The 18,241-nt window shown below is 67.8% G+C and carries 19 protein-coding genes; 11 read left to right on the top strand and 8 right to left on the bottom strand.

Features of this window, described 5'->3' with window-relative positions:
- Positions 1-548: 548 nt before the first annotated feature.
- Positions 549-1,406: a LysR family transcriptional regulator gene (locus ACXI0U_RS29765; RefSeq protein WP_479551260.1), complete on the bottom strand. Its 858-nt coding sequence runs from the start codon at positions 1,404-1,406 to the stop codon at positions 549-551.
- A gap of 105 nt (positions 1,407-1,511) precedes the next feature.
- On the opposite strand from ACXI0U_RS29765, the gene ACXI0U_RS29760 reads away from it, so the two are divergent.
- Together ACXI0U_RS29760 and ACXI0U_RS29755 are read left to right on the top strand one after the other, a co-directional pair.
- Positions 1,512-1,973, top strand: coding sequence for a nucleoside deaminase (locus tag ACXI0U_RS29760; protein ID WP_479551259.1), 462 nt, complete (start codon positions 1,512-1,514; stop codon positions 1,971-1,973).
- Positions 1,960-3,159, top strand: coding sequence for a CynX/NimT family MFS transporter (locus ACXI0U_RS29755; protein WP_479551258.1), 1,200 nt, complete (start codon positions 1,960-1,962; stop codon positions 3,157-3,159). The genes ACXI0U_RS29760 and ACXI0U_RS29755 overlap by 14 nt, the downstream gene beginning before the upstream one ends.
- A gap of 6 nt (positions 3,160-3,165) precedes the next feature.
- Here ACXI0U_RS29755 and ACXI0U_RS29750 read toward each other — a convergent pair whose 3' ends face one another.
- Positions 3,166-4,170: a TRAP transporter substrate-binding protein gene (locus ACXI0U_RS29750; RefSeq protein ID WP_021219145.1), complete on the bottom strand. Its 1,005-nt coding sequence runs from the start codon at positions 4,168-4,170 to the stop codon at positions 3,166-3,168.
- A gap of 392 nt (positions 4,171-4,562) precedes the next feature.
- Between ACXI0U_RS29750 and ACXI0U_RS29745 the strand changes: the two genes are divergently transcribed.
- Positions 4,563-5,306: an SDR family oxidoreductase gene (locus ACXI0U_RS29745; protein ID WP_021219144.1), complete on the top strand. Its 744-nt coding sequence runs from the start codon at positions 4,563-4,565 to the stop codon at positions 5,304-5,306.
- Positions 5,307-5,443: 137 nt separating this feature from the next.
- On the top strand, positions 5,444-7,489 hold the full coding sequence (locus ACXI0U_RS29740) for a WG repeat-containing protein (RefSeq protein ID WP_479551257.1): 2,046 nt from the start codon (positions 5,444-5,446) through the stop codon (positions 7,487-7,489).
- On the opposite strand, the gene ACXI0U_RS29735 is transcribed toward ACXI0U_RS29740, so the two are convergent.
- Both ACXI0U_RS29735 and ACXI0U_RS29730 read right to left on the bottom strand, forming a co-directional pair.
- Positions 7,478-8,815: a heavy metal sensor histidine kinase gene (locus ACXI0U_RS29735; protein WP_479551256.1), complete on the bottom strand. Its 1,338-nt coding sequence runs from the start codon at positions 8,813-8,815 to the stop codon at positions 7,478-7,480. The genes ACXI0U_RS29740 and ACXI0U_RS29735 overlap by 12 nt on opposite strands.
- Entirely contained in the window at positions 8,815-9,495 is a 681-nt protein-coding gene (locus ACXI0U_RS29730) for a heavy metal response regulator transcription factor (RefSeq protein WP_431484148.1), read from the bottom strand. Before ACXI0U_RS29730 ends, ACXI0U_RS29735 begins: the two co-directional genes overlap by 1 nt.
- 144 nt (positions 9,496-9,639) lie before the next feature.
- Between ACXI0U_RS29730 and copI the strand changes: the two genes are divergently transcribed.
- The 4 genes from copI (at position 9,640) to queF (ending at position 13,455) form a co-directional block, all read left to right on the top strand.
- Complete coding sequence (copI, locus tag ACXI0U_RS29725) at positions 9,640-10,188, top strand: copper-resistant cuproprotein CopI (RefSeq protein WP_271660900.1); 549 nt, start codon at positions 9,640-9,642, stop codon at positions 10,186-10,188.
- Complete coding sequence (locus tag ACXI0U_RS29720; RefSeq protein ID WP_479551255.1) at positions 10,185-11,858, top strand: copper resistance system multicopper oxidase; 1,674 nt, start codon at positions 10,185-10,187, stop codon at positions 11,856-11,858. Before copI ends, ACXI0U_RS29720 begins: the two co-directional genes overlap by 4 nt.
- On the top strand, positions 11,845-12,546 hold the full coding sequence (locus ACXI0U_RS29715; protein ID WP_263402916.1) for a copper resistance protein B: 702 nt from the start codon (positions 11,845-11,847) through the stop codon (positions 12,544-12,546). Before ACXI0U_RS29720 ends, ACXI0U_RS29715 begins: the two co-directional genes overlap by 14 nt.
- Positions 12,547-12,624: 78 nt before the next feature.
- A complete protein-coding gene (gene queF, locus ACXI0U_RS29710; protein ID WP_021219137.1) occupies positions 12,625-13,455 on the top strand; it encodes an NADPH-dependent 7-cyano-7-deazaguanine reductase QueF in 831 nt (276 codons plus the stop codon).
- A gap of 87 nt (positions 13,456-13,542) precedes the next feature.
- On the opposite strand, the gene ACXI0U_RS29705 is transcribed toward queF, so the two are convergent.
- The 3 genes from ACXI0U_RS29705 to ACXI0U_RS29695 all read right to left on the bottom strand — a co-directional run bounded on the left by ACXI0U_RS29705 (position 13,543) and on the right by ACXI0U_RS29695 (position 15,162).
- Entirely contained in the window at positions 13,543-13,806 is a 264-nt protein-coding gene (locus tag ACXI0U_RS29705) for a DUF4404 family protein (protein WP_479551254.1), read from the bottom strand.
- 128 nt (positions 13,807-13,934) lie between these two features.
- Complete coding sequence (locus ACXI0U_RS29700; RefSeq protein WP_021219135.1) at positions 13,935-14,675, bottom strand: HAD superfamily inactivated hydrolase PcrP; 741 nt, start codon at positions 14,673-14,675, stop codon at positions 13,935-13,937.
- 76 nt (positions 14,676-14,751) lie between these two features.
- On the bottom strand, positions 14,752-15,162 hold the full coding sequence (locus tag ACXI0U_RS29695; protein ID WP_031287577.1) for an acyl-CoA thioesterase: 411 nt from the start codon (positions 15,160-15,162) through the stop codon (positions 14,752-14,754).
- Between the two features lie 108 nt (positions 15,163-15,270).
- On the opposite strand from ACXI0U_RS29695, the gene ACXI0U_RS29690 reads away from it, so the two are divergent.
- On the top strand, positions 15,271-15,972 hold the full coding sequence (locus tag ACXI0U_RS29690; RefSeq protein WP_479551253.1) for an MlaA family lipoprotein: 702 nt from the start codon (positions 15,271-15,273) through the stop codon (positions 15,970-15,972).
- 59 nt (positions 15,973-16,031) lie between these two features.
- Here ACXI0U_RS29690 and ACXI0U_RS29685 read toward each other — a convergent pair whose 3' ends face one another.
- On the bottom strand, positions 16,032-16,331 hold the full coding sequence (locus tag ACXI0U_RS29685) for a PilZ domain-containing protein (protein WP_021219132.1): 300 nt from the start codon (positions 16,329-16,331) through the stop codon (positions 16,032-16,034).
- Between the two features lie 219 nt (positions 16,332-16,550).
- Between ACXI0U_RS29685 and rssB the strand changes: the two genes are divergently transcribed.
- Together rssB and rssC are read left to right on the top strand one after the other, a co-directional pair.
- Positions 16,551-17,735: a two-component system response regulator RssB gene (gene rssB / locus ACXI0U_RS29680; RefSeq protein WP_021219131.1), complete on the top strand. Its 1,185-nt coding sequence runs from the start codon at positions 16,551-16,553 to the stop codon at positions 17,733-17,735.
- Positions 17,732-18,214, top strand: coding sequence for an anti-sigma factor antagonist RssC (rssC, locus tag ACXI0U_RS29675; RefSeq protein WP_021219130.1), 483 nt, complete (start codon positions 17,732-17,734; stop codon positions 18,212-18,214). Before rssB ends, rssC begins: the two co-directional genes overlap by 4 nt.
- Positions 18,215-18,241: the final 27 nt, after the last annotated feature.

Raw genomic sequence — 18,241 nt, 5'->3', positions numbered from 1 at the left:
GCGAAACCCATGCGGTTGTGCGGTGACCCAATGCCTTTGTGCATGGGATCGGCTTCGCTCGGTGGATGAAAAGAGCGCCATCCACCCTACGCAGCGGTCAAGTCCATCCGTCGTGGAAGCGAATTCATTCGCGAACGGCGTTCGTGCCGGGCATCGCGGTTATTGGCTGCCCCCACCACAGAGCCTGACCAGCCCGTAGGATGGGTAGAGCGAAGCGAAACCCATGCGGTTGTGCGGTGACCCAATGCCTCTGTGCATGGGATCGACTTCGCTCGGTGGATGAAAGAGCGCCATCCCCCCTACGCAGCGGTCACGTCCATCCGTCGTGGGAGCGAATTCATTCGCGAACGGCGTTCGTGCCGGGCATCGCGGTTATTGGCTGCCCCCGCCACAGAGCCTGACCAGCCCGTAGGATGGGTAGAGCGAAGCGAAACCCATGCGGTTGTGCGGTGACCCAATGCCTCTGTGCATGGGACCGGCTTCGCTCGGTGGATGAAAGAGCGCCATCCACCCTACGCCACGGGAAAGTGGGTTTGTCGCGGATGCCCCTACAGGTCTGCGCCATCTGGGCTGAGGAGCCTGACCAGGCGCTCTTCCAGCTCACGGCCGGCGCTGCCCTGGCCTTGGCGGCTGTAGAGGGCGAGGCGTACGCCCTGGATGTCGGGCAGGCCGCTGCTGGCGGCGAGCACGCGGTGCTGGGTGGTGGCGATGCGCAGGGGCAGCAGGCTGATGCCGAGGCCGGCGGCGACGGCGGAGCAGACGCTGGCGAGGCTGGCGCTGGAGTAGGCGATGCGCCAGCGGCGGCCCTGCACGTCGAGGCCGTGGAGCATCTCGTTGCGGTACAGGCCGCCGGCGGGGAAGGCCACCAGGGGCAGGGGCTCGCGGCCCAGCACCGGGTTGTCGCGGCTGTCGAACCAGCCCATGGGTTCCGGCCAGGAGGCGAGGCAGTCGTCGCTGTCGCCCATCTGCTTGACCAGCAGCAAGTCGAATTCGCCGCCCTGCCAGGCACGGCGCAGGTCCGGGCCGAGGCCGCTGGTGACCTCCAGGCGCGTGCCGGGGTGGTTGGCGGCGAAGGCGGCCAGCAGCGGCATCAAGCGTTCGGCGGCGAAGTCCTCAGGCACCCCCAGGCGCAGCACACCGGCGCTTTCCAGGTCGCCCATGGCGTCGCGCGCCTCTTCCTGCAGGGCGAGCAGGCGCCGCGCATAGCCCAGCAGGCGCTCGCCTTCGACCGTGGCCACCACGCGGCGCTGGCTGCGGTCCAGCAGGCGGCAGCCGGCGTCCTCTTCCAGGCGGCGCAATTGCTGGCTGACGGTGGATTGGGTGAGGTGCAGGCGCTCGGCGGCGCGGGTGAAGTTGCCGCAGTCGGCCACTGCCACGAAGCTGCGCAGGAGTTGCGGGTCGAACATGGAATCATGTCCTCTGCCACTGGTTTGCATGGTCATATTTAATTTCAGAATACCTGGCCGGCTGGACATAATCCGCAGGTTTTCCTCACCTTCGGAGCGATTTCCATGACGGATGACCAGGCATTCCTGCAGCGGGCGGTGGAACTGGCCCGCGCCAACGTCGAGCGCGGCGGCCGGCCTTTCGGTGCGCTGCTGGTGAAGGACGGTGACGTACTGGCCGAGGCGGTGAACGAGATCCACCTCAGCGGCGACCCCACCGCCCACGCCGAGTTGCTGGCCCTGCGTGCCGCCAGCCAGAGCCTGGGCCCGCGCCTGGAGGGCTGCGTGATCTACGCCAGCGGCCAGCCGTGCCCGATGTGCCTGGCCGCCATGCACCTGAGCGGGGTGAGCCGCGCGGTGTTCGCCATCGCCAACGAAGAGGGCGAGCCCTTCGGCCTCTCCACCGCCGCCATCTACCAACAGATGGCGCTACCCCTGGCGCAGCAGCGCCTGCCGGTGCGGCACCTGCCCCAGGCGGGCGCCACCACGCTCTACCAGCGCTGGAAGGACCTGCATGCGCAAGGCTGAAACCCGCACCCCGCTGGTCGCCTGGCTGCTGCTGGTGGCCCTGGGGCTGAACCTGCGGCCGATCCTCGGTTCGGTGAGCCCGCTGCTGGGCGAGATCCGCGCGGCCACCGGCTTGAGCTTCCAGGGCACGGCGCTGCTGACCACGCTGCCGGTGATCTGCATGGGGCTGGTGGCCCTGGCGGCGGTGCGCCTGGAAGCGCGCCTGGGTGAGCGGCGTGGCGTGGCCATCGGGCTGGCGTTGATCTTCGCTGCCTGCCTGGCCCGCTGGCTGTGCGACCAGGGCAGTGCGCTGCTGGGCACGGCGCTGCTGGGTGGCATCGGCGTGGCGCTGATCCAGGCACTGGTGCCCGCGGTGATCAAGCGCCAGTTCGCCGGCCGCGTGGCCTTGGCCATGGGGCTGTATTCGGCGTCGCTGATGAGCGGTGGCGGGCTGTCGGCCTTGCTCAGCCCGGTACTGGCCGGGCATTTCGGCCACTGGCAGGCGGGGCTGGGCTTCTGGCTGGTGCCGGCGGCCCTGGCCTGGGTGCTGTGGTTGTGGCTGCCCATGGCGGGCAGCGCGGCACCGCGCGTGGCGGGCGGCGGGCCGAGGTTGCTGGGAGACCGCCGCGCCTGGACGCTGGCGCTGTACTTCGGGCTGATCAACTGCGGCTACATGAGCATGGTGGCCTGGCTGCCGGCCTTCTATCAGCAGCTGGGATGGAGCCCGACCCGCAGCGGCTCCCTGCTGGCCTTCATGACGGTGTTCCAGGTGCTGGCCGCGTTGGTGATGCCGGCCCTGGCCCAACGCAGCGTGGACCGCCGCCCGCTGCTGACGCTGTGCCTGGCGGCCCAGGCGGTGGGCTTCGCCGGGTTGGTGTGGATGCCGCAGCAGCTGACCCTGCTGTGGGTGGCGCTGATCGGCTTCGGCCTGGGCGCGTGCTTTGCGCTGAGCCTGATCCTCACCCTCGACCATCGCCGTGACCCGCGCGAAGCGGGGCAACTGGCAGCCTTCGTGCAGGGCATCGGCTTCCTGATCAATGCGGTGTCGCCCTGGCTGACGGGCTGGCTGCGGGAAGTGACGGGCAGCTTCACCAGCGCCTGGGTGGTGCTGGTGGTGATGGTGCTGGCGATGCTGGCGCTGACCCGGGTGTTCAGCCCGGCCAGCTATGGGATGGCGCCGGGCGGCGAAGTGCCGGCCCGGGCCTGAGGCGGGTTACTGCGACTGCTTGCGGTTGACGACCTGCGCGGCCTTGACGATGTCGGCGCCGATCTCGGGGGTGAACTGCTCCCACACCGGCTGCATGGCGGTGCGCCAGGCCTGGCGTTCCTCGGGGCTGAGGGTGACCAGCTGGGTCTTGCCGCTGCTCTGGATGCGCTGGCGGTCGGCCTGGTTCTGCTGCTCGGCGGCGTGGTTCACCGCAAAGGTGACCTCATCGATGATGGCTTCCAGCTCGGTGCGGGTCTTGTGCGGGATGGCGTACCAGGTGCGCGCGTTGCTCACCAGCATGTAGTCCAGCACACCGTGGTTGGTTTCCATGATGAAGGGCTGAACGGTGTTGATCTTCTGGCTGTAGAGGTTGGACCAGGTGTTCTCGGTGCCCTGCACCTTGCCGCTTTGCAGCGCCGCGAAGGCTTCGGCAAAGGGCATCGGCACGGCCTTGGCGCCGAGCTGGGCGAACTGCGCCTCGAGTACGCCGGAGGCCTGGATACGGAAGGCCAGGCCGCGGGCGTCGGCCGGTGTGTGCAGGGCGCGGTTGGCCGACATCTGTTTCATGCCGTTGTGCCAGTAGGCGAGGCCGATGATGCCCTTGTCTTCCATGGAGCGCAGCAGTTGGCGGCCCTTGGCGCGCTTCTGGAAGCGGTTGACGGCTTCGAGGTCGTCGAACAGGAAGGGCAGGTCGAAGATCTGCAGCTGCTTGGTGTACTGGTCGAACTTGGCCAGCGAAGGGGCCAGCAGGTCCACCTTGCCGTCCGCCAGGGCTTGCAGCTCGTCGGCGTCGCCGAACAGCGTGGAGTTGGGGTAGACCTCCACCTTCACCTGGTTGCCGAGGCGTTCTTCCACCAGCTTCTTGAACAGGAGCGCGCCCTGGCCCTTGGGCGTGTCGTCGGCCACCACGTGGGAGAAGCGCAGGGTAATGGGCGCTTCCTCCGCAGCGGCGGCGAAACCGGTGGGCAGAGTCAGTGCGCAGGCCAGGACGGCGATGTACTTCTTGATCATTGATGTCCCTTTCTTGTTATCGGGCAGATAAGTGCACCTTCGCGGGTTAGCGAGGGCGGCAGGCCCAGTGGCGCCCATCGGGAGCGTCCGGCTACGGCCTTGTCGTTATGGTAGTTCCCGCTTCGGCAGTTTGCCGGGGCGGTTTCGGGCAGGGGGCTGGCGGGTGGCCATCGACTGCGACGGACCGCCCATTATCTCCCAGAGCGGCCGCTCCAATGAGCGGAGCACTGCTCAGTTCTGGCAAATAGCCGGTGGCGCGGGTGACGTGTCGTCGGCTGGCTGCGTCGACGGCGCCCCTGGCGGATGACCGGCATCACGGCCGCGACCCCGCCAGCTATACCCAGTGGAGGCCCGGCCTGCCTGAAGTCGCCGTGGCCTCCCGGAGGGAATCCATGCCGCACCCTGCCAGAACCGCAATCGTCACGGGCGCCTCCCGAGGGATAGGGGCCGCCATCGCCCGACGCCTCGCCGCCGACGGCTTCCAGATCGTCGTCAACTATGCCGCCCGTCCCGAGGCCGCCGAACAGGTGGTGCGCTCGATCATCCAGGCCGGAGGCCGGGCGTACGCCATCCTCGCGGACGTCAGCGACCCGGCGGCGGTGGCCGTGCTCTTCGACCAGACCGAGCTGGAGTACGGCGGGGTCGATGTGCTGGTGAACAACGCCGGGATCATCCAGCCTGGCCTGGTGGACCTGGCCGATACCAGCGAGGCGCTGTACGACCGGATCTTCGCGGTCAACACCCGCGGCACCTTCAACACCATGAAGCTGGCCGCGCAGCGCCTGCGCGATGGCGGGCGGATCGTCAACTTCTCCACCAGCGTGGTGGGCCTGGCGCTGCCGGGCTACGCCGCCTATGCCGGCTCCAAGGCGGCGGTGGAGGCCATGGGCCGGGTGTTCGCCAAGGAGCTGCGCGGCCGCGGCATCACCGTCAACTGCGTAGCGCCGGGGCCGACCGCCACCGAACTGTTCCTCGACGGCAAGGACGCGGAAACCGTGGCGCGCCTGGCCAACCTGGCGCCCTTGCAGCGCCTCGGCCAGCCGGAAGACATCGCCGGGGTGGTGGCCTTCCTCGCCAGCGAGGAGGGCGGCTGGATCAACGGCCAGACGCTGCGGGTCAACGGCGGCATCGTTTGAGCCGTCCCGCCTGACCCTTCAGCAAAGCGAGGAAAAACCCCGGCAAGCCCTGTACAGTCGCGCCGCAGCATTCGCTGCCGCTTGTCGTTGAGCGCGCGGCGGGTGGTCGATCGATACGGGGTGCAGGGAGTGTTGGCATGGTGAAGGGAAGCAAGGCGCTGCTGTGGGGCCTGGCGCTGATGATGGGCGGCACGGGCGCTGCCGAGGCGGCGTCGCAGCTGCTCTGCGGCATGCGTTGGTCGAGCGCCAACGAGGCGGTCGACCAGCGTCTGGGTGGCGATTGCATGCTGGTGACGGCGAAGGGGGCGCTGCAGGTGCCGCAGCTGTTCCAGCAGGTGGGCGGCGGGTTGCAGGCTGGGCGTTTCGCCTTCAAGCGTGACGAGCTCTGGGGTTATGCCGATGACGCGGGGCGGGTGCTGGTGGCGCCCGGCCTGAGCATTGCCCGGCCCTTTGTCGAGGGGCGGGCGATGGTTTGCCGCGAGGAGGCCGAGCGGCGCTTCTGTGGCTACCTGGGCCTGGATGGCAAGCCGGTGTTCCCCTTGGTCGAGGGGCTGTATTTCCTCCGTGACTACCGTGGTGGCCAGACCCTGGCAGCGCCCGATGGCGGCCGGGGCAATTTCATGATGGACAGCGCCGGGGTGCGCCAGGAACTGGGGGCCAGCGCGGCCGGCCGTTGCAATACCTGGGTGCTGGAGACCCGTTCCGCCCGCGCCCTCGGGCGCTTGCCGGCGGATGGGCGGCTGCCGGTGCCGGGGGCCGATGCGCAGCACCCGCTGGGCGATTGCGCCCAGGCGCTGGAGGCGGTGCCGCCCCTGGAACTGGACCTGGCGGCGCTGTTCAGCGAGTGGCTGCACCTGCAGATCACCCGTGTGCACCCCTTGAACGAAGGCGTGCGGGTGATGGCGACGGACGGGCCCTGGGGCTGGGGCCTGCTGGATGAGCAGGCGAAGCTGCTGTTCGGCCCGGCGCCTAGGTTGTACAGCGAGCCGCTCGACCTGAGCCTGCGCGAGGGCCTGCTGCCGGTGCGGCTGCCCACCGGGGAGAACCTGGGGCAGGTGCAGTCGCCGAGCACGGTGCGTTTCATGGCGGTGGACGGCAGCTACCCGCTGCCGGGGGATTTCGAGGATGCCCACGGCTTCCACGAGGGCCTGGCGGCGGCGCGTTCGTCGCAGAATCACCTGTGGGGCTTTATCGATCACCAGGGAGCCTGGGTGATCGCCCCGAGCTACCCGGCAGTGATCGACGATTTCGATGAGGGGCGGGCGGTGGTGACCCTGCCGCTGCCCTACGAGCGCAGCGTCGAGGCGCTGATTGACCGCAGCGGGCAGGTGCTGGCCCGTTACGACGAGCTGCTGGCGCGCCATTTCCCCGACCCGCAGCTGGAGCAGTTGCCGGAGCCGCTGCCGTTCCTGCCCTGCGTGCTGAACGGTGCGAACTACCTTTCGCCCGAAGAGCGGCGGGTGGCGCTGGAGGGGCAGGGCGGTGACTGGGCGGGCCTGTGTGTGGACGATCAGTTGCGGGCGAAGGCGCAGCAGATGGCGGTGCGCTTGCACGGCAGCCTGGCGCCGGAGCGCTCGATCCTGCAGTGGTCCGCTGCCCTCGATGCCTGGCTGGCGCGCTTGCGGGCCTGCAAGGCCGACACCGGCTGCCAGCGGGCGCTGTTGGACGAGGGACTGAGCGACCCGCGCTGGGCGCAGCCGGTGGCTTCGGAAGGCGGCATGGCCTTGCCGGAACTCCCGGGCGGGGTGCCGGAGGCGCTGCAGCAGCGCCTGCGCCAACAGGTGGCGCAGTCGGCCGACTACTCGCCCGAAGACGAGGACATGGGTGATGGCTGGGGCAAGGCGAGCCTGGGGTTCGGCCGGGTCGACCTGGGCGAAGGCCGGCCGGGCGTGCTGGTGTCGCAGAACGTGCAGCGCAGCAACGCCCATTGGCTGTTCGCGGTGGATGACCCAGGCGAGCCGCAACTGCTGCTGGAAGGGCAGGGCATGCTCGGCGCGGTGAGCGGGCCGCTGAGCCAGGGCCATGTGCCGGTGCGCGTGTATGCGGACCAGGGGCAGGGGGTCTCCGACTGGCGCTTCAACGGCTCGACCTATGTGCTGGAGGCGTCCTGCTGGCAGGCCTGGGGCGTGGATGTGCTGCTGAGCTACGACTGCCAGCCCGCCGGCCCCGATTCAGGGCGCTAGCGGGAACTCCAGCACGAAGCGCGTCCAGCCACCGGCTGATTCGCAGCGGATGGCGCCGCCGTGGGCGTGGACGATGGAGCGGGTGATGGCCAGGCCGAGGCCGGCGTGCTCCGCCTGGCCTTCACGGCGCGCCGGGTCGCCCCGGAAGAAGCGGTCGAACAGCCGCGGCAGCAGTTCGGCGGGGATCGGGGTGCCGTCGTTGGCCACTTCCAGGCGCACCTGGCCGGCGTCCTGCTGCACCAGGAGCTGGATGCGTCCGCCCGCCGGGGTGAAGCGCAGGGCGTTGTCGATCAGGTTGGACAGGGCGCGGCGCAGCAGGGCGCGGTCGGCCGGCAGGCGGGCGTCGCCCTGGCGGCTGAGGGTGACCTGGCCATCCTCGGCCAGGGGCGCGAAGAATTCCGCCATCGCGTCCAGCTCGGCCCCCAGCTGCAGGGGTTCCAGGCGGGTGGGGAGCAGGCCGTGCTCGGCCTTGGCCAGGAACAGCATGTCGTTGACCATCTGCGCCAGGTGCTGCAGCTCTTCGAGGTTGGAGTGCAGGGCTTCGCGGTAGGCGTCGCCGTCGCGGGGCTGGGCGAGGGTGACCTGGGTCTGGGTGAGCAGGTTGGACAGCGGCGTGCGCAGCTCGTGGGCGATGTCGCTGGAGAAGGCCGAGAGGCGCTGGAAGGCGTCGTCGAGGCGGCCGAGCATGGCGTTGAAGGCCTGGGTGAGGCCGGCCAGTTCGGCGGGCAGCCGGTCGTCGGCCAGGCGCGTGGTGAGCGAGCTGGCGGAGACGCCGGCGGCGACTTCGGTCATCCGCCGCAGGGGGCGCAGGCCGCTGCGCACGGCCCAGGCGCCGAGCAGGGCGGTGGCCAGGGCGCTGAGGCCGACGGTGAGCCAGATCAGCCGCTGCATGCGTTCGAGGAAGTGCTGGTGGTGGGTGATGTCCAGGCGCAGTTCCAGCCGGGGCGATTGCGCGCGCTGCGGTTCCAGGGGCGCGTCGAAGCGGCGCCAGGCGGTGTCGCCGTGGCGGTCATGGCCGGCGCCGGAGACGGCCTGGCTGTCGAACCAGGGTTCGCCGTCGGCGCCGAGGATGCGCAGGGCCAGGTCGGGGTGGCGTTCCAGCTCGGTGCGCAGCTCGTCTGCATGGCGGCCGATGGCTTCGGCGTTGCGTGCCGGGCCGAGGATGCTGCGGAACACCTCGACCTTGCCGGCCAGCAGTTGCTGGTCGAGTTCGACGAAGTGTGCGGCGCTGGCGCGGTCGAAGAGCAGGCCGGCGATCAGCGAGACGGCGGCGGTGCAGGCGGCGAACAGCAGGCTGAGGCGGGCGCCGAGGGACAGGCGGCGCATCAGGCGTCCCGCGCCTCGAGCACGTAGCCCATGCCGCGCACGGTGTGGATGAGCTTGGTCGGCCAGGCGTCGTCGATCTTGGCGCGCAGGCGGCGGATGGCGACCTCGATGACGTTGGTGTCGCTGTCGAAGTTCATGTCCCAGACCTGGGAGGCGATCAGCGACTTGGGCAGCACCTCGCCGTGGCGGCGCAGCAGCAGTTCCAGCAGGGCGAATTCCTTGGCGGTGAGGTCGATGCGCTGGCCGTCGCGTTCCACCCGGCGGCGCAGCAGGTCGAGGCGCAGGTCGGCCAGTTGCAGGCTGGTTTCCTGCTGGCCGGTGGCGCCCCGACGCAGCAGGGTGCGCACCCGGGCCAGCAGTTCGGCGAAGGCGAAGGGCTTGACCAGGTAGTCGTCGGCGCCCTGTTCCAGACCGCGCACGCGGTCTTCCACGGCGTCGCGGGCGGTGAGGAACAGCACGGGTATCTCCAGGCCGGCCTCGCGCAGGGCGCGCAGCACCTGCCAGCCGTCGCGGCCGGGGAGCATGACGTCGAGGATCACCAGGTTGTAGTCACCGGTGAGGGCCAGGTGCTGGCCGGCGATGCCGTCGCTGGCGAGGTCGGCGAGGAAGCCGGCTTCGCCCAGGCCCTGGCGCAGGTAGTGGCCGGTCTTGGGTTCGTCTTCGACGATCAGCAGTTTCATGGAGTACTCGTAGCGGGGAACGCTTGCTTTATACCGCGCCGGCGGCTGTCGGTGGCGCAAGCTGACAAAGTTGTAATGTCGCGGTCAGCCAGGCGCCAGCCTGGGGTGCTTAAGGTGGCGTCATCGTCACTCAAGGAGCGCCTTATGAAATCCTCTCTCATCGCCCTGGCCCTGGGCCTGTCCTTCAGCCTGCCGGTACTGGCCGGCACCCCAGCCGGCGGCTACGCCTTCGGTCACCCGGGCAAGGCCGCCGAGGCCGATCGCACCGTGGAGATCACCCTCGGCGACATGTATTACGAGCCGGCCAGCCTGGAGGTGAAGGCGGGCGAGACGGTGCGCTTCGTGCTGAAGAACACGGGCGGCCTGCTGCATGAGTTCAACCTGGGCGACGCCGCCATGCATGCGGCGCACCAGAAGGAAATGCTGCAGATGCAGCAGATGGGCATGCTCACCCCCACCGGCATGAACCACGACATGGGCCAGATGGACCACAGCAAGATGGGCCACGACATGGCCAGCATGGACCATGGCGCGATGATGAAGCACGACGACCCCAACAGCGTGCTGGTGGAGCCGGGCAAGACCGCCGAGCTGACCTGGACCTTCAGCGCCACCACCGGGCTGGAGTTCGCCTGCAACATCCCCGGCCATTACCAGGCGGGGATGGTGGGCAGCCTCAAGGTCACGCCATGAAGCGGGTGCTGATCGGCGCGGGGCTGCTGGCCCTGGCCGCCAACGCCCTAGGTGGCAGCTATGACCTGGTGATCGATGAGGGGCAGGTCGAGCTGAGCGATGGCCGCCGGCCGGCGCTGACCATCAACGGCCAGTCCCCCGCCCCGGAGTTGCGCTTCAAGGAGGGCGAGGAGGTGGAGATCCGCGTCACCAACCGCCTGGACCGCGACACCTCGCTGCACTGGCACGGGATCATCCTGCCCTACGACCAGGACGGCGTGCCGGGCATCAGCTTCCCCGGCATCAAGCCCGGGCAGACCTTCACCTACCGCTTCCGCCTGCAGCAGTCGGGCACCTACTGGTACCACGCCCATAGCGACTTCCAGGAACAGGAGGGGTTGTACGGGCCACTGGTCATCGAGCCCCGGGCCCGCGAGCCGTACCGCTACGACCGCGAATACACGGTGATGCTGTTCGACTGGCAGGACGAGAAGCCCGAACGCACCCTGGCCAACCTGAAGAAGGACGCCGAGTACTACAACGACCAGAAGCTGACCCTTGGGGACTTCTTCCGCGATGCCGGGCGCGATGGCGTCTGGGCGACGCTGAAGGACCGCTGGGCCTGGGGCGATATGCGCATGTCGCCGACCGATATCGCCGATGTCAGCGGCTTCCGCTTCCTGGTCAACGGCCGCGACACCGGGCAGAACTGGACGGCGCTGTTCAAGCCGGGCGAGCGGGTGCGCCTGCGCCTGATCAACGCCTCGGGCATGAGCTACTTCGACCTGCGCATCCCCGGCCTGCCGATGACCGTGGTGCAGGCCGACGGCAACGACGTGTTGCCGGTGACGGTGGACAGCCTGCGCATGACGGTGGCGGAAACCTATGACGTGATCGTGCAGCCGACCGAGGACCGCGCCTACTCGCTGCTGGCCGAATCCATGGACCGGCGCGGCCTGGTGCGCGCCACCCTGGCACCGCGCGAGGGGATGGCCGGCGAGGTGCCGCCCTTGGGCGCGCCACGCCGCCTGACCATGGCCGACATGGGCATGGCTCACGACATGGGGGACATGGCAGGCATGGACCACGGCGCCATGGCCGGGATGGACCACGCCACCATGGGCCACGGGATGCCGTCGGCGCCGGCGGGCAACCCCGACTACGCGCCGGGCAGCGGCGTGGCGCCGGAGGCCGAGGGCGGGCGCGTGCTGGTCTACGGCGACCTCAAGGCGATGCGCCCGGATGCCCGCTACCGCGCGCCGGACCGCACCATCGAGCTGAAGCTCACCGGCAACATGGAGCGCTACTTCTGGTCCTTCGACGGGGTGAAGTATTCAGAGGCCGAGCCGATCCGCCTGCGCTACGGCGAGCGGGTGCGCTTCCGCTTCGTCAACCAGACGATGATGAACCACCCCATGCACCTGCATGGCATGTGGATGCAGCTGGACAAGGGCAACGGGCGGCTCAACCCGCTCAAGCACGTGGTCAACGTGGCGCCAGGCAGCACCCTGGACGTGGATGTGCCGGCCGACGCTATCGGTGAGTGGGCCTTCCACTGCCACCTGATCTACCACATGGCCAGCGGCATGTTCCGCAAGGTGATCGTCGAGGCGCCCGACGGCAGCAGCCGTTCCCTGGGCGACGCGATGGAGATGGACAGCAAGGGGGAGGCCGCTCATGCGCAGCATTAAGTGGGGATTGCTGGCGGCACTGGCCAGCCCGGCAGCGCTGGCGATGGACATGGACGCCATGCCCGTCGGCTACTTCGGCTTCGATCGCCTGGAGAGCCGTTTCCACGGCGATGATGCCCAGCTGGCCTGGGAGGCCGAGGGCTGGTACGGCACCGACCTGCACAAGCTGGTGCTGAAGAGCGAAGGCGTGCGCGATGCCGGTGGGCCGACCGTGGACAGCGAGACGCAGCTGCTCTATCGGCGCATGGTCAGCGACTTCTTCGACTGGCAGGCGGGGCTGCGCCACGACGACCAGCCGGGGCCTTCGCGCAGCCACGCGGTGCTCGGCCTCAAGGGGCTGGCGCCGCAGTGGTTCGAGGTGGAGGCGAACCTGTTCCTCAGCGAGCGGGGCGACCCCTCCCTGCGCCTGGAGGCAGAGTACGAGCTGCTGCTGACCCGCAGCCTGGTGCTGGAGCCGCGCCTGGAATACGACCTGGCCCTGGCCGATGACCACGACCTGGGACGCGGCGCTGGTGGCAGCACGCTGGAGACCGGGCTGCGCCTGCATTGGCGGCTGGCGCCGGACTTCTCGCCCTACGTCGGCTACGAGTGGGAGCGCACCTATGGGCGCAGCGGCGATTGGTTGCGGCAGGAGGGCGAGGCGGACGAGGAGGGGGCCTGGGTGGTGGGGCTGCGCGCCTGGTTCTGAGCGGGCGCCGCGCGGGTTTCGCGGCGGGTGGCGGCCTGTATACAATTGCCGGGTTTTCCCGCTCAGGTCGCCTTCCTCATGCAGCATCCCGCCGAACACTCGCCGCTGGGCAAATCCAGCGAATACATCAGCACCTACAGCCCGCAACTGCTGTTCCCCATCTCCCGCGTGGCGAAATGGAACGAGCTGGGGCTGACGGCGGAGACCCTGCCTTATAAAGGCGTGGATTTCTGGAACTGTTATGAGCTGTCCTGGCTGACCCCGTCCGGCAAGCCGGTGGTGGCCATCGGCGAGTTCGCCATCCCGGCGGCCTCGCCGAACATCATCGAGTCGAAGTCGTTCAAGCTTTACCTCAACTCGCTGAACCAGAGCGCCTTCGCCAATGCCGCCGAGCTGGTGGCGGTGCTGGAGAAGGACCTGTCGGCCGCCGCTGGCGCGCCGGTGCAGGTGCGCGTGCGCAGCCTGGCCGAGGTGGAAGCCGAAGGCGTGGCCCGTGCCGCCGGGACCTGCATCGACGACCTGGACGTGGCCATCGCCAACTACGAGCACCCGCAGCCGGAGCTGCTGCGTGCCGATGCCGGCGAGGTGGTGGAAGAGGCGCTGCACAGCCACCTGTTGAAGTCCAATTGCCCGGTCACCAGCCAGCCGGACTGGGGCACCCTGGTGGTGGAGTACAAGGGCGCGCGCCTGGATCACGCCAGCTTCCTGGCCTATATCGTCAGCTTCCGCCAGCACTGCGACTTCCACGAGCAGTGCGTGGAGCGCGTCTTCCTCGACCTGCAGCGCCTGCTCAAGCCGGAGTACCTGACGGTACATGCCCGCTACGTGCGCCGGGGCGGGCTGGACATCAACCCCTACCGCAGCACCCATGAGCTGGCACCGGACAACGGGCGGCTCGCGCGGCAGTAAGCGGCGCGGGATGCCGGGCTGAAGCCCGGCCACGGCCCCAGAATGCAAAACCCCGGCACATGGCCGGGGTTTTTCGTTTGCGGGCGTTCAGATGCCCATGTTCGCCAGGCTCTGGACGATGTTGCGCAGGGTGCCGGCCAGGGTCGGGTGCTTGATCTCGAAGCGCTCGACCGCGAGGTTGACGCCGTCCACCAGGCTGTCGTCGGGCGGGGTGGCCGGTTCGGTGGCCAGTTGCAGTTCGATGTCCTGGATCAGCGTGTTCAGCTCGGCGCGTTCCTGTTCATCCATCGGGGCGTCGCTGGACAACTGCTCGCGCAGTTCTTGCAGTTGCTGCTGCAGACGTTCAGACATGGCGTTCTCCTTTCATATGACTCAGGAGTGGACCTCCGGCGACTGCCAAAAGGTCCCTCGTGTCGTTGAGATTAATCCAGGAGTGCCGCGCGCGCCTGATCCCGATCAAGGCTGTAACAATTGCGCGGTCAGGGCTTTTCACCTTTCTGCCGGCGCGCCGCGAGGTCGTCCAGGCAGGCGGGCAGCTCGCCCAGGTGGTCGATCACCGAGTGCGCGCCCAGGCGGTAGAGCTCCAGGGTGGCGCGGGCGCGCAGGGGGTCGCGCTCGTTGGCCGCAAGGGCCTGCCAGTCGCCCAGGGCCTGGCCGCAGAGACGGCCGCTGGCGGCGAGGCCGACGGTCCAGAGCCCGGCATTGAGGCCGGCCTGGAGCAGGCGCGGTTCGCTGCTGACCAGCACGCAGCCTTCCAGGCGCTCCACGCCCAGGGCGGCGAGGGCCCGCCAGCAGGCGTCGGGGGCTGGCCAGGGTCGGCTTTCGGGGTCGTTGCCGGCGGCCAGGGTGCTGGCCAGGGGGCCGGCGAGGGCGTGGGTGGTGCCTTCGGGCAGCTCGTCGAGCCAGGCGCCGGGGATCTGCCGGGCGGCGAGCAGGTCGAGGAGCTGGTCCAGCCCGGGTGCGGCTTCGGCGTGTTCATCGGCGGCGCTGGCCAGGGCTTCGTTGAAGCGCGCCAGTTCGGCGGCCTTGGCCGGGCGTTGCAGGGCGTGGCCGAGGGCTTGGGTCGGCGGCAGGGTGGCGGCTTCCTGCAGGCGCTCCGCGGTGCAGCGGGGCAGCGTGCGGGTCAGGGCCACGGGGAGCGTCCTGGCGCCGAAATCCACGAGGCAGCCGGAGAGGCCGAAGAGCAGGGCATTGAATGCGGGCGGTGTGCTGGTGGGCATGGCAAGGTCATCCTGACGGGGTCAGGCCCCAGCCTAGCCCTGCCGCATGACGGCTGGATTAAGGAAAGATGACGGCTCAGCTGCCGTTCATCAGCTCACGCAGGCTGGCTGGCACGGGGACCGGGCGGTTGCCGGCGTGATCGACCCAGACCAGCTTGCAGTAGCCCTCGCCGTAGAGGGTGTGCGGGTCTTCCTCGGTGCTGAGGCGGTGCTCGACCACCAGGCTGGAGGTACCGACCTTGCCGGCGAACAGCTGGATGACCACGGTAGCGGGGTGCACCACGGGCTTGAGGTAGGTGTGCAGGGTCTGCAGGACCACCGGGCCCTGTTCGACGTTGGTCATGGGGATGCCGTGCTGCTCGAACCAGGCGACGCGGGCTTCTTCCAGGTATTGGATATAGAGGGTGTTGTTGACGTGGCCGTAGCTGTCCATGTCGCCCCAGCGCACCGGGATGCGGGCAATATGAAGCAATCGTTTTTCCTGCATCGGGCGCCTTCGCTATGCTGCCTATTGAGTTCCCGATGGCCGTATAATGCGCGCCTCACCGGGCGGCCCACGGGTTCGCCACACTACTTTTCTCTAGGAGAGTCTGCAATGCGAATGATCGCCACCGGGTGGCTCGATCGTCTGGGTCGTGTGTGCTGCGTAGCGGGGCTGGCACTGCTGCCGCTGGCGGCGAATGCGGCGGAAAGCGATCCGTGGGAAGGCGTCAACCGGGTGATCTTCCGCTTCAACGACACCCTGGATACCTATGCGCTGAAGCCTGTCGCCCAGGGCTACCAGGCGGTGACCCCGGACTTCGTCGAAAGTGGCGTGCACAACGTCTTCAACAACGTCGGCGATGTCGGCAACCTGGCCAACGACCTGCTGCAGGCGAAGTTCCATGACGCCGGCGTCGACACCAGTCGGCTGATCTTCAACACCACCTTCGGCCTGCTGGGCGTGTTCGACGTGGCCACCCGCATGGGGCTGCAGCGCAACGACGAGGACTTCGGCCAGACCCTGGGCGCCTGGGGCGTGGGCAGTGGCCCGTACGTGGTGCTGCCGCTGCTGGGCTCGAGCACCCTGCGTGATGCGCCGGCGAAGATCCCGGACAGCTACCTGGGCCCGTACCCGTACATCGACCACGTGCCGACGCGCAACGTGATCCGTGGCGTGAACGTTATCGACGCCCGCGCCAACCTGCTGTCGGCGGAGAAGTTCATCCAGGGCGACAAGTACAACTTCATCCGCAACGCCTACCTGCAGAACCGTGAGTTCAAGGTGCGCGACGGCGAGGTCGAGGACGACTTCTAAGCGTTCGCGGGTATGAAAAAGGCGGCCATCGGGCCGCCTTTTTCGTTTCCGCGCGTTGCTCAGCGCATCGAGATGATGGCGAGCCCGATGGACTTGCCACCGTTCTCGCTATCACTCAGGCGCACCACCTCGGCTTCAGCCAGGAGGCCCTGCAGTTCGGCGTGGTCGGATGGGATGTGGACCTTGACCTTGTCGCCGATCGCCAGCTCCACGTCCGCTTCCAGCTGCATGCCGGTACTGGAGAGGTCGCGGCAAAGGGCGGGAATCTCGCGTCCGGCATGATGCAGGACGACATGGGCTTCGACTTGCATCCGGATGAAATCGCGTTTCTCGCTATAGGCTCGATCGCTTTGGCTCATTGCCACTGTCCTCTTGTATTTGATGGACTCTCCCCGAGCTTCTTATAACTCCCGTCGATTTCTTGTGTAAAGGCGGGTTTCGACAATCGGTGCACGCTTGAATCGCCCCGCGGATGGGAGTACCGTCTGCGCCTTAAAGCGAACCCCCATACGCGCACCAGGGCCTTGGGCCGGGTGTTCAACCAGCCCGTCCCATGGCGCCGTTTGCCTGGATACTCCATGCACAATACCAGTGCCAAGCTGCTGATCATCGATGACGACGAGGTAGTGCGCGCAAGCCTTGCGGCCTATCTGGAAGACAGTGGTTTCAGCGTCCTGCAGGCTGCCAATGGCTTGCAGGGGTTGCAGGTTTTCGAGCAGGAACGTCCTGACCTGGTGATCTGCGACCTGCGCATGCCACAGGTCGATGGCCTCGAACTCATCCGCCGCGTCAACCAACTCCAGTCCGATACCCCGGTCATTGTCGTGTCCGGCGCTGGCGTCATGAGCGATGCCGTGGAAGCGCTGCGCTTGGGCGCGGCCGACTACCTGATCAAACCCCTGGAAGACCTGGCGGTACTGGAGCACTCGGTGCACCGGGCGCTGGACCGCCACGCCCTGCGCGTGGAGAACCAGCGCTACCGCGAAGAGCTGGAAGCGGCCAACCGCGAGCTCCAGGCCAGCCTGCACCTGCTGCAGGAAGACCAGAACGCCGGGCGCCAGGTGCAGATGAACATGCTGCCGGTGACGCCCTGGACGGTGGATGGGCTGAAGTTCGCCCACCAGATCATCCCGTCGCTGTACCTGTCGGGGGATTTCGTCGACTACTTCCGCGTGGACGATCACCGCGTCGCTTTCTACCTGGCCGATGTTTCCGGCCATGGCGCGTCGTCGGCCTTCGTTACCGTGCTGCTGAAATTCATGACCACCCGGCTGCTGTACGAATCCCGCCGGGGTGGGTTGCTTCCCGAGTTCAAGCCTTCCGATGTGCTCGGCCATATCAACCGTGGGTTGATCAACTGCAAGCTGGGCAAGCACGTGACCATGCTCGGCGGGGTGATCGACGAGGAAAGCGGTCTTCTGACCTACAGCATTGGCGGGCACCTGCCGCTGCCGGTGCTGTTCAGCGAAGGCAAGGCGCGTTACCTGAGCGGGCGCGGCCTTCCGGTTGGGCTGTTCGATGAGGCGACTTACGAGGACCAGGTCCTCGAGCTGCCGGAGTCCTTCAGCCTGACGCTTTTATCCGACGGCATTCTGGACCTTTTGCCGGGAGATACGCTCAAAGAAAAAGAGGCTGTGCTACCGGAATTGGTGTGCACGGCAGGTGGCAGTCTGGATGGCTTGCGACAGGTGTTTGGACTGGCCAATCTGGGCGAGATGCCGGATGATATCGCCTTGCTGGTGTTGAGCAGGAACCTTGCATGAGTACCGGTAAAATCCAGTTTGCCGAGCAGGACGGAACCTTCGTCCTGAAGTTCGTCGGTGAAATTCGCCTTACCTTGTGTTCGGCTCTGGATGCGACCATTGAAAAGATCTTCTCCGCGCTGAATTTCTCTGCGATCGTCATCGATCTCACGGAAACTCGCAGTATCGACAGCACTACATTGGGCCTGCTGGCCAAGCTGTCGATCCTCTCGCGGCAGAAGGTAGGACTGTTGCCGACCGTGGTGACCACCCACCCGGACATCACTCGACTGTTGCAGTCGATGGGGTTCGACCAGGTGTTCAATATCGTCGGCAAGCCGCTGCCATGCCCGGAATGCCTGGAAGACCTGCCTCCGCAGGACCAGACCGAGGACGTGGTACGCACCAAGGTGCTGGAAGCACACCGCATCCTGATGGGGCTCAACGAGTCCAATCGAGAAGCCTTCCACGATCTGGTGAGCGCCCTCGAGCGCAGCTGATCGTCTTTCCCCCTGATTGGTGAACCC

Source organism: Pseudomonas sp. C9D1, from assembly GCF_056491235.1.
Note: the sequence above shows the minus strand (reverse complement) of the source record. Positions and strands in the feature narration are given on the sequence as shown.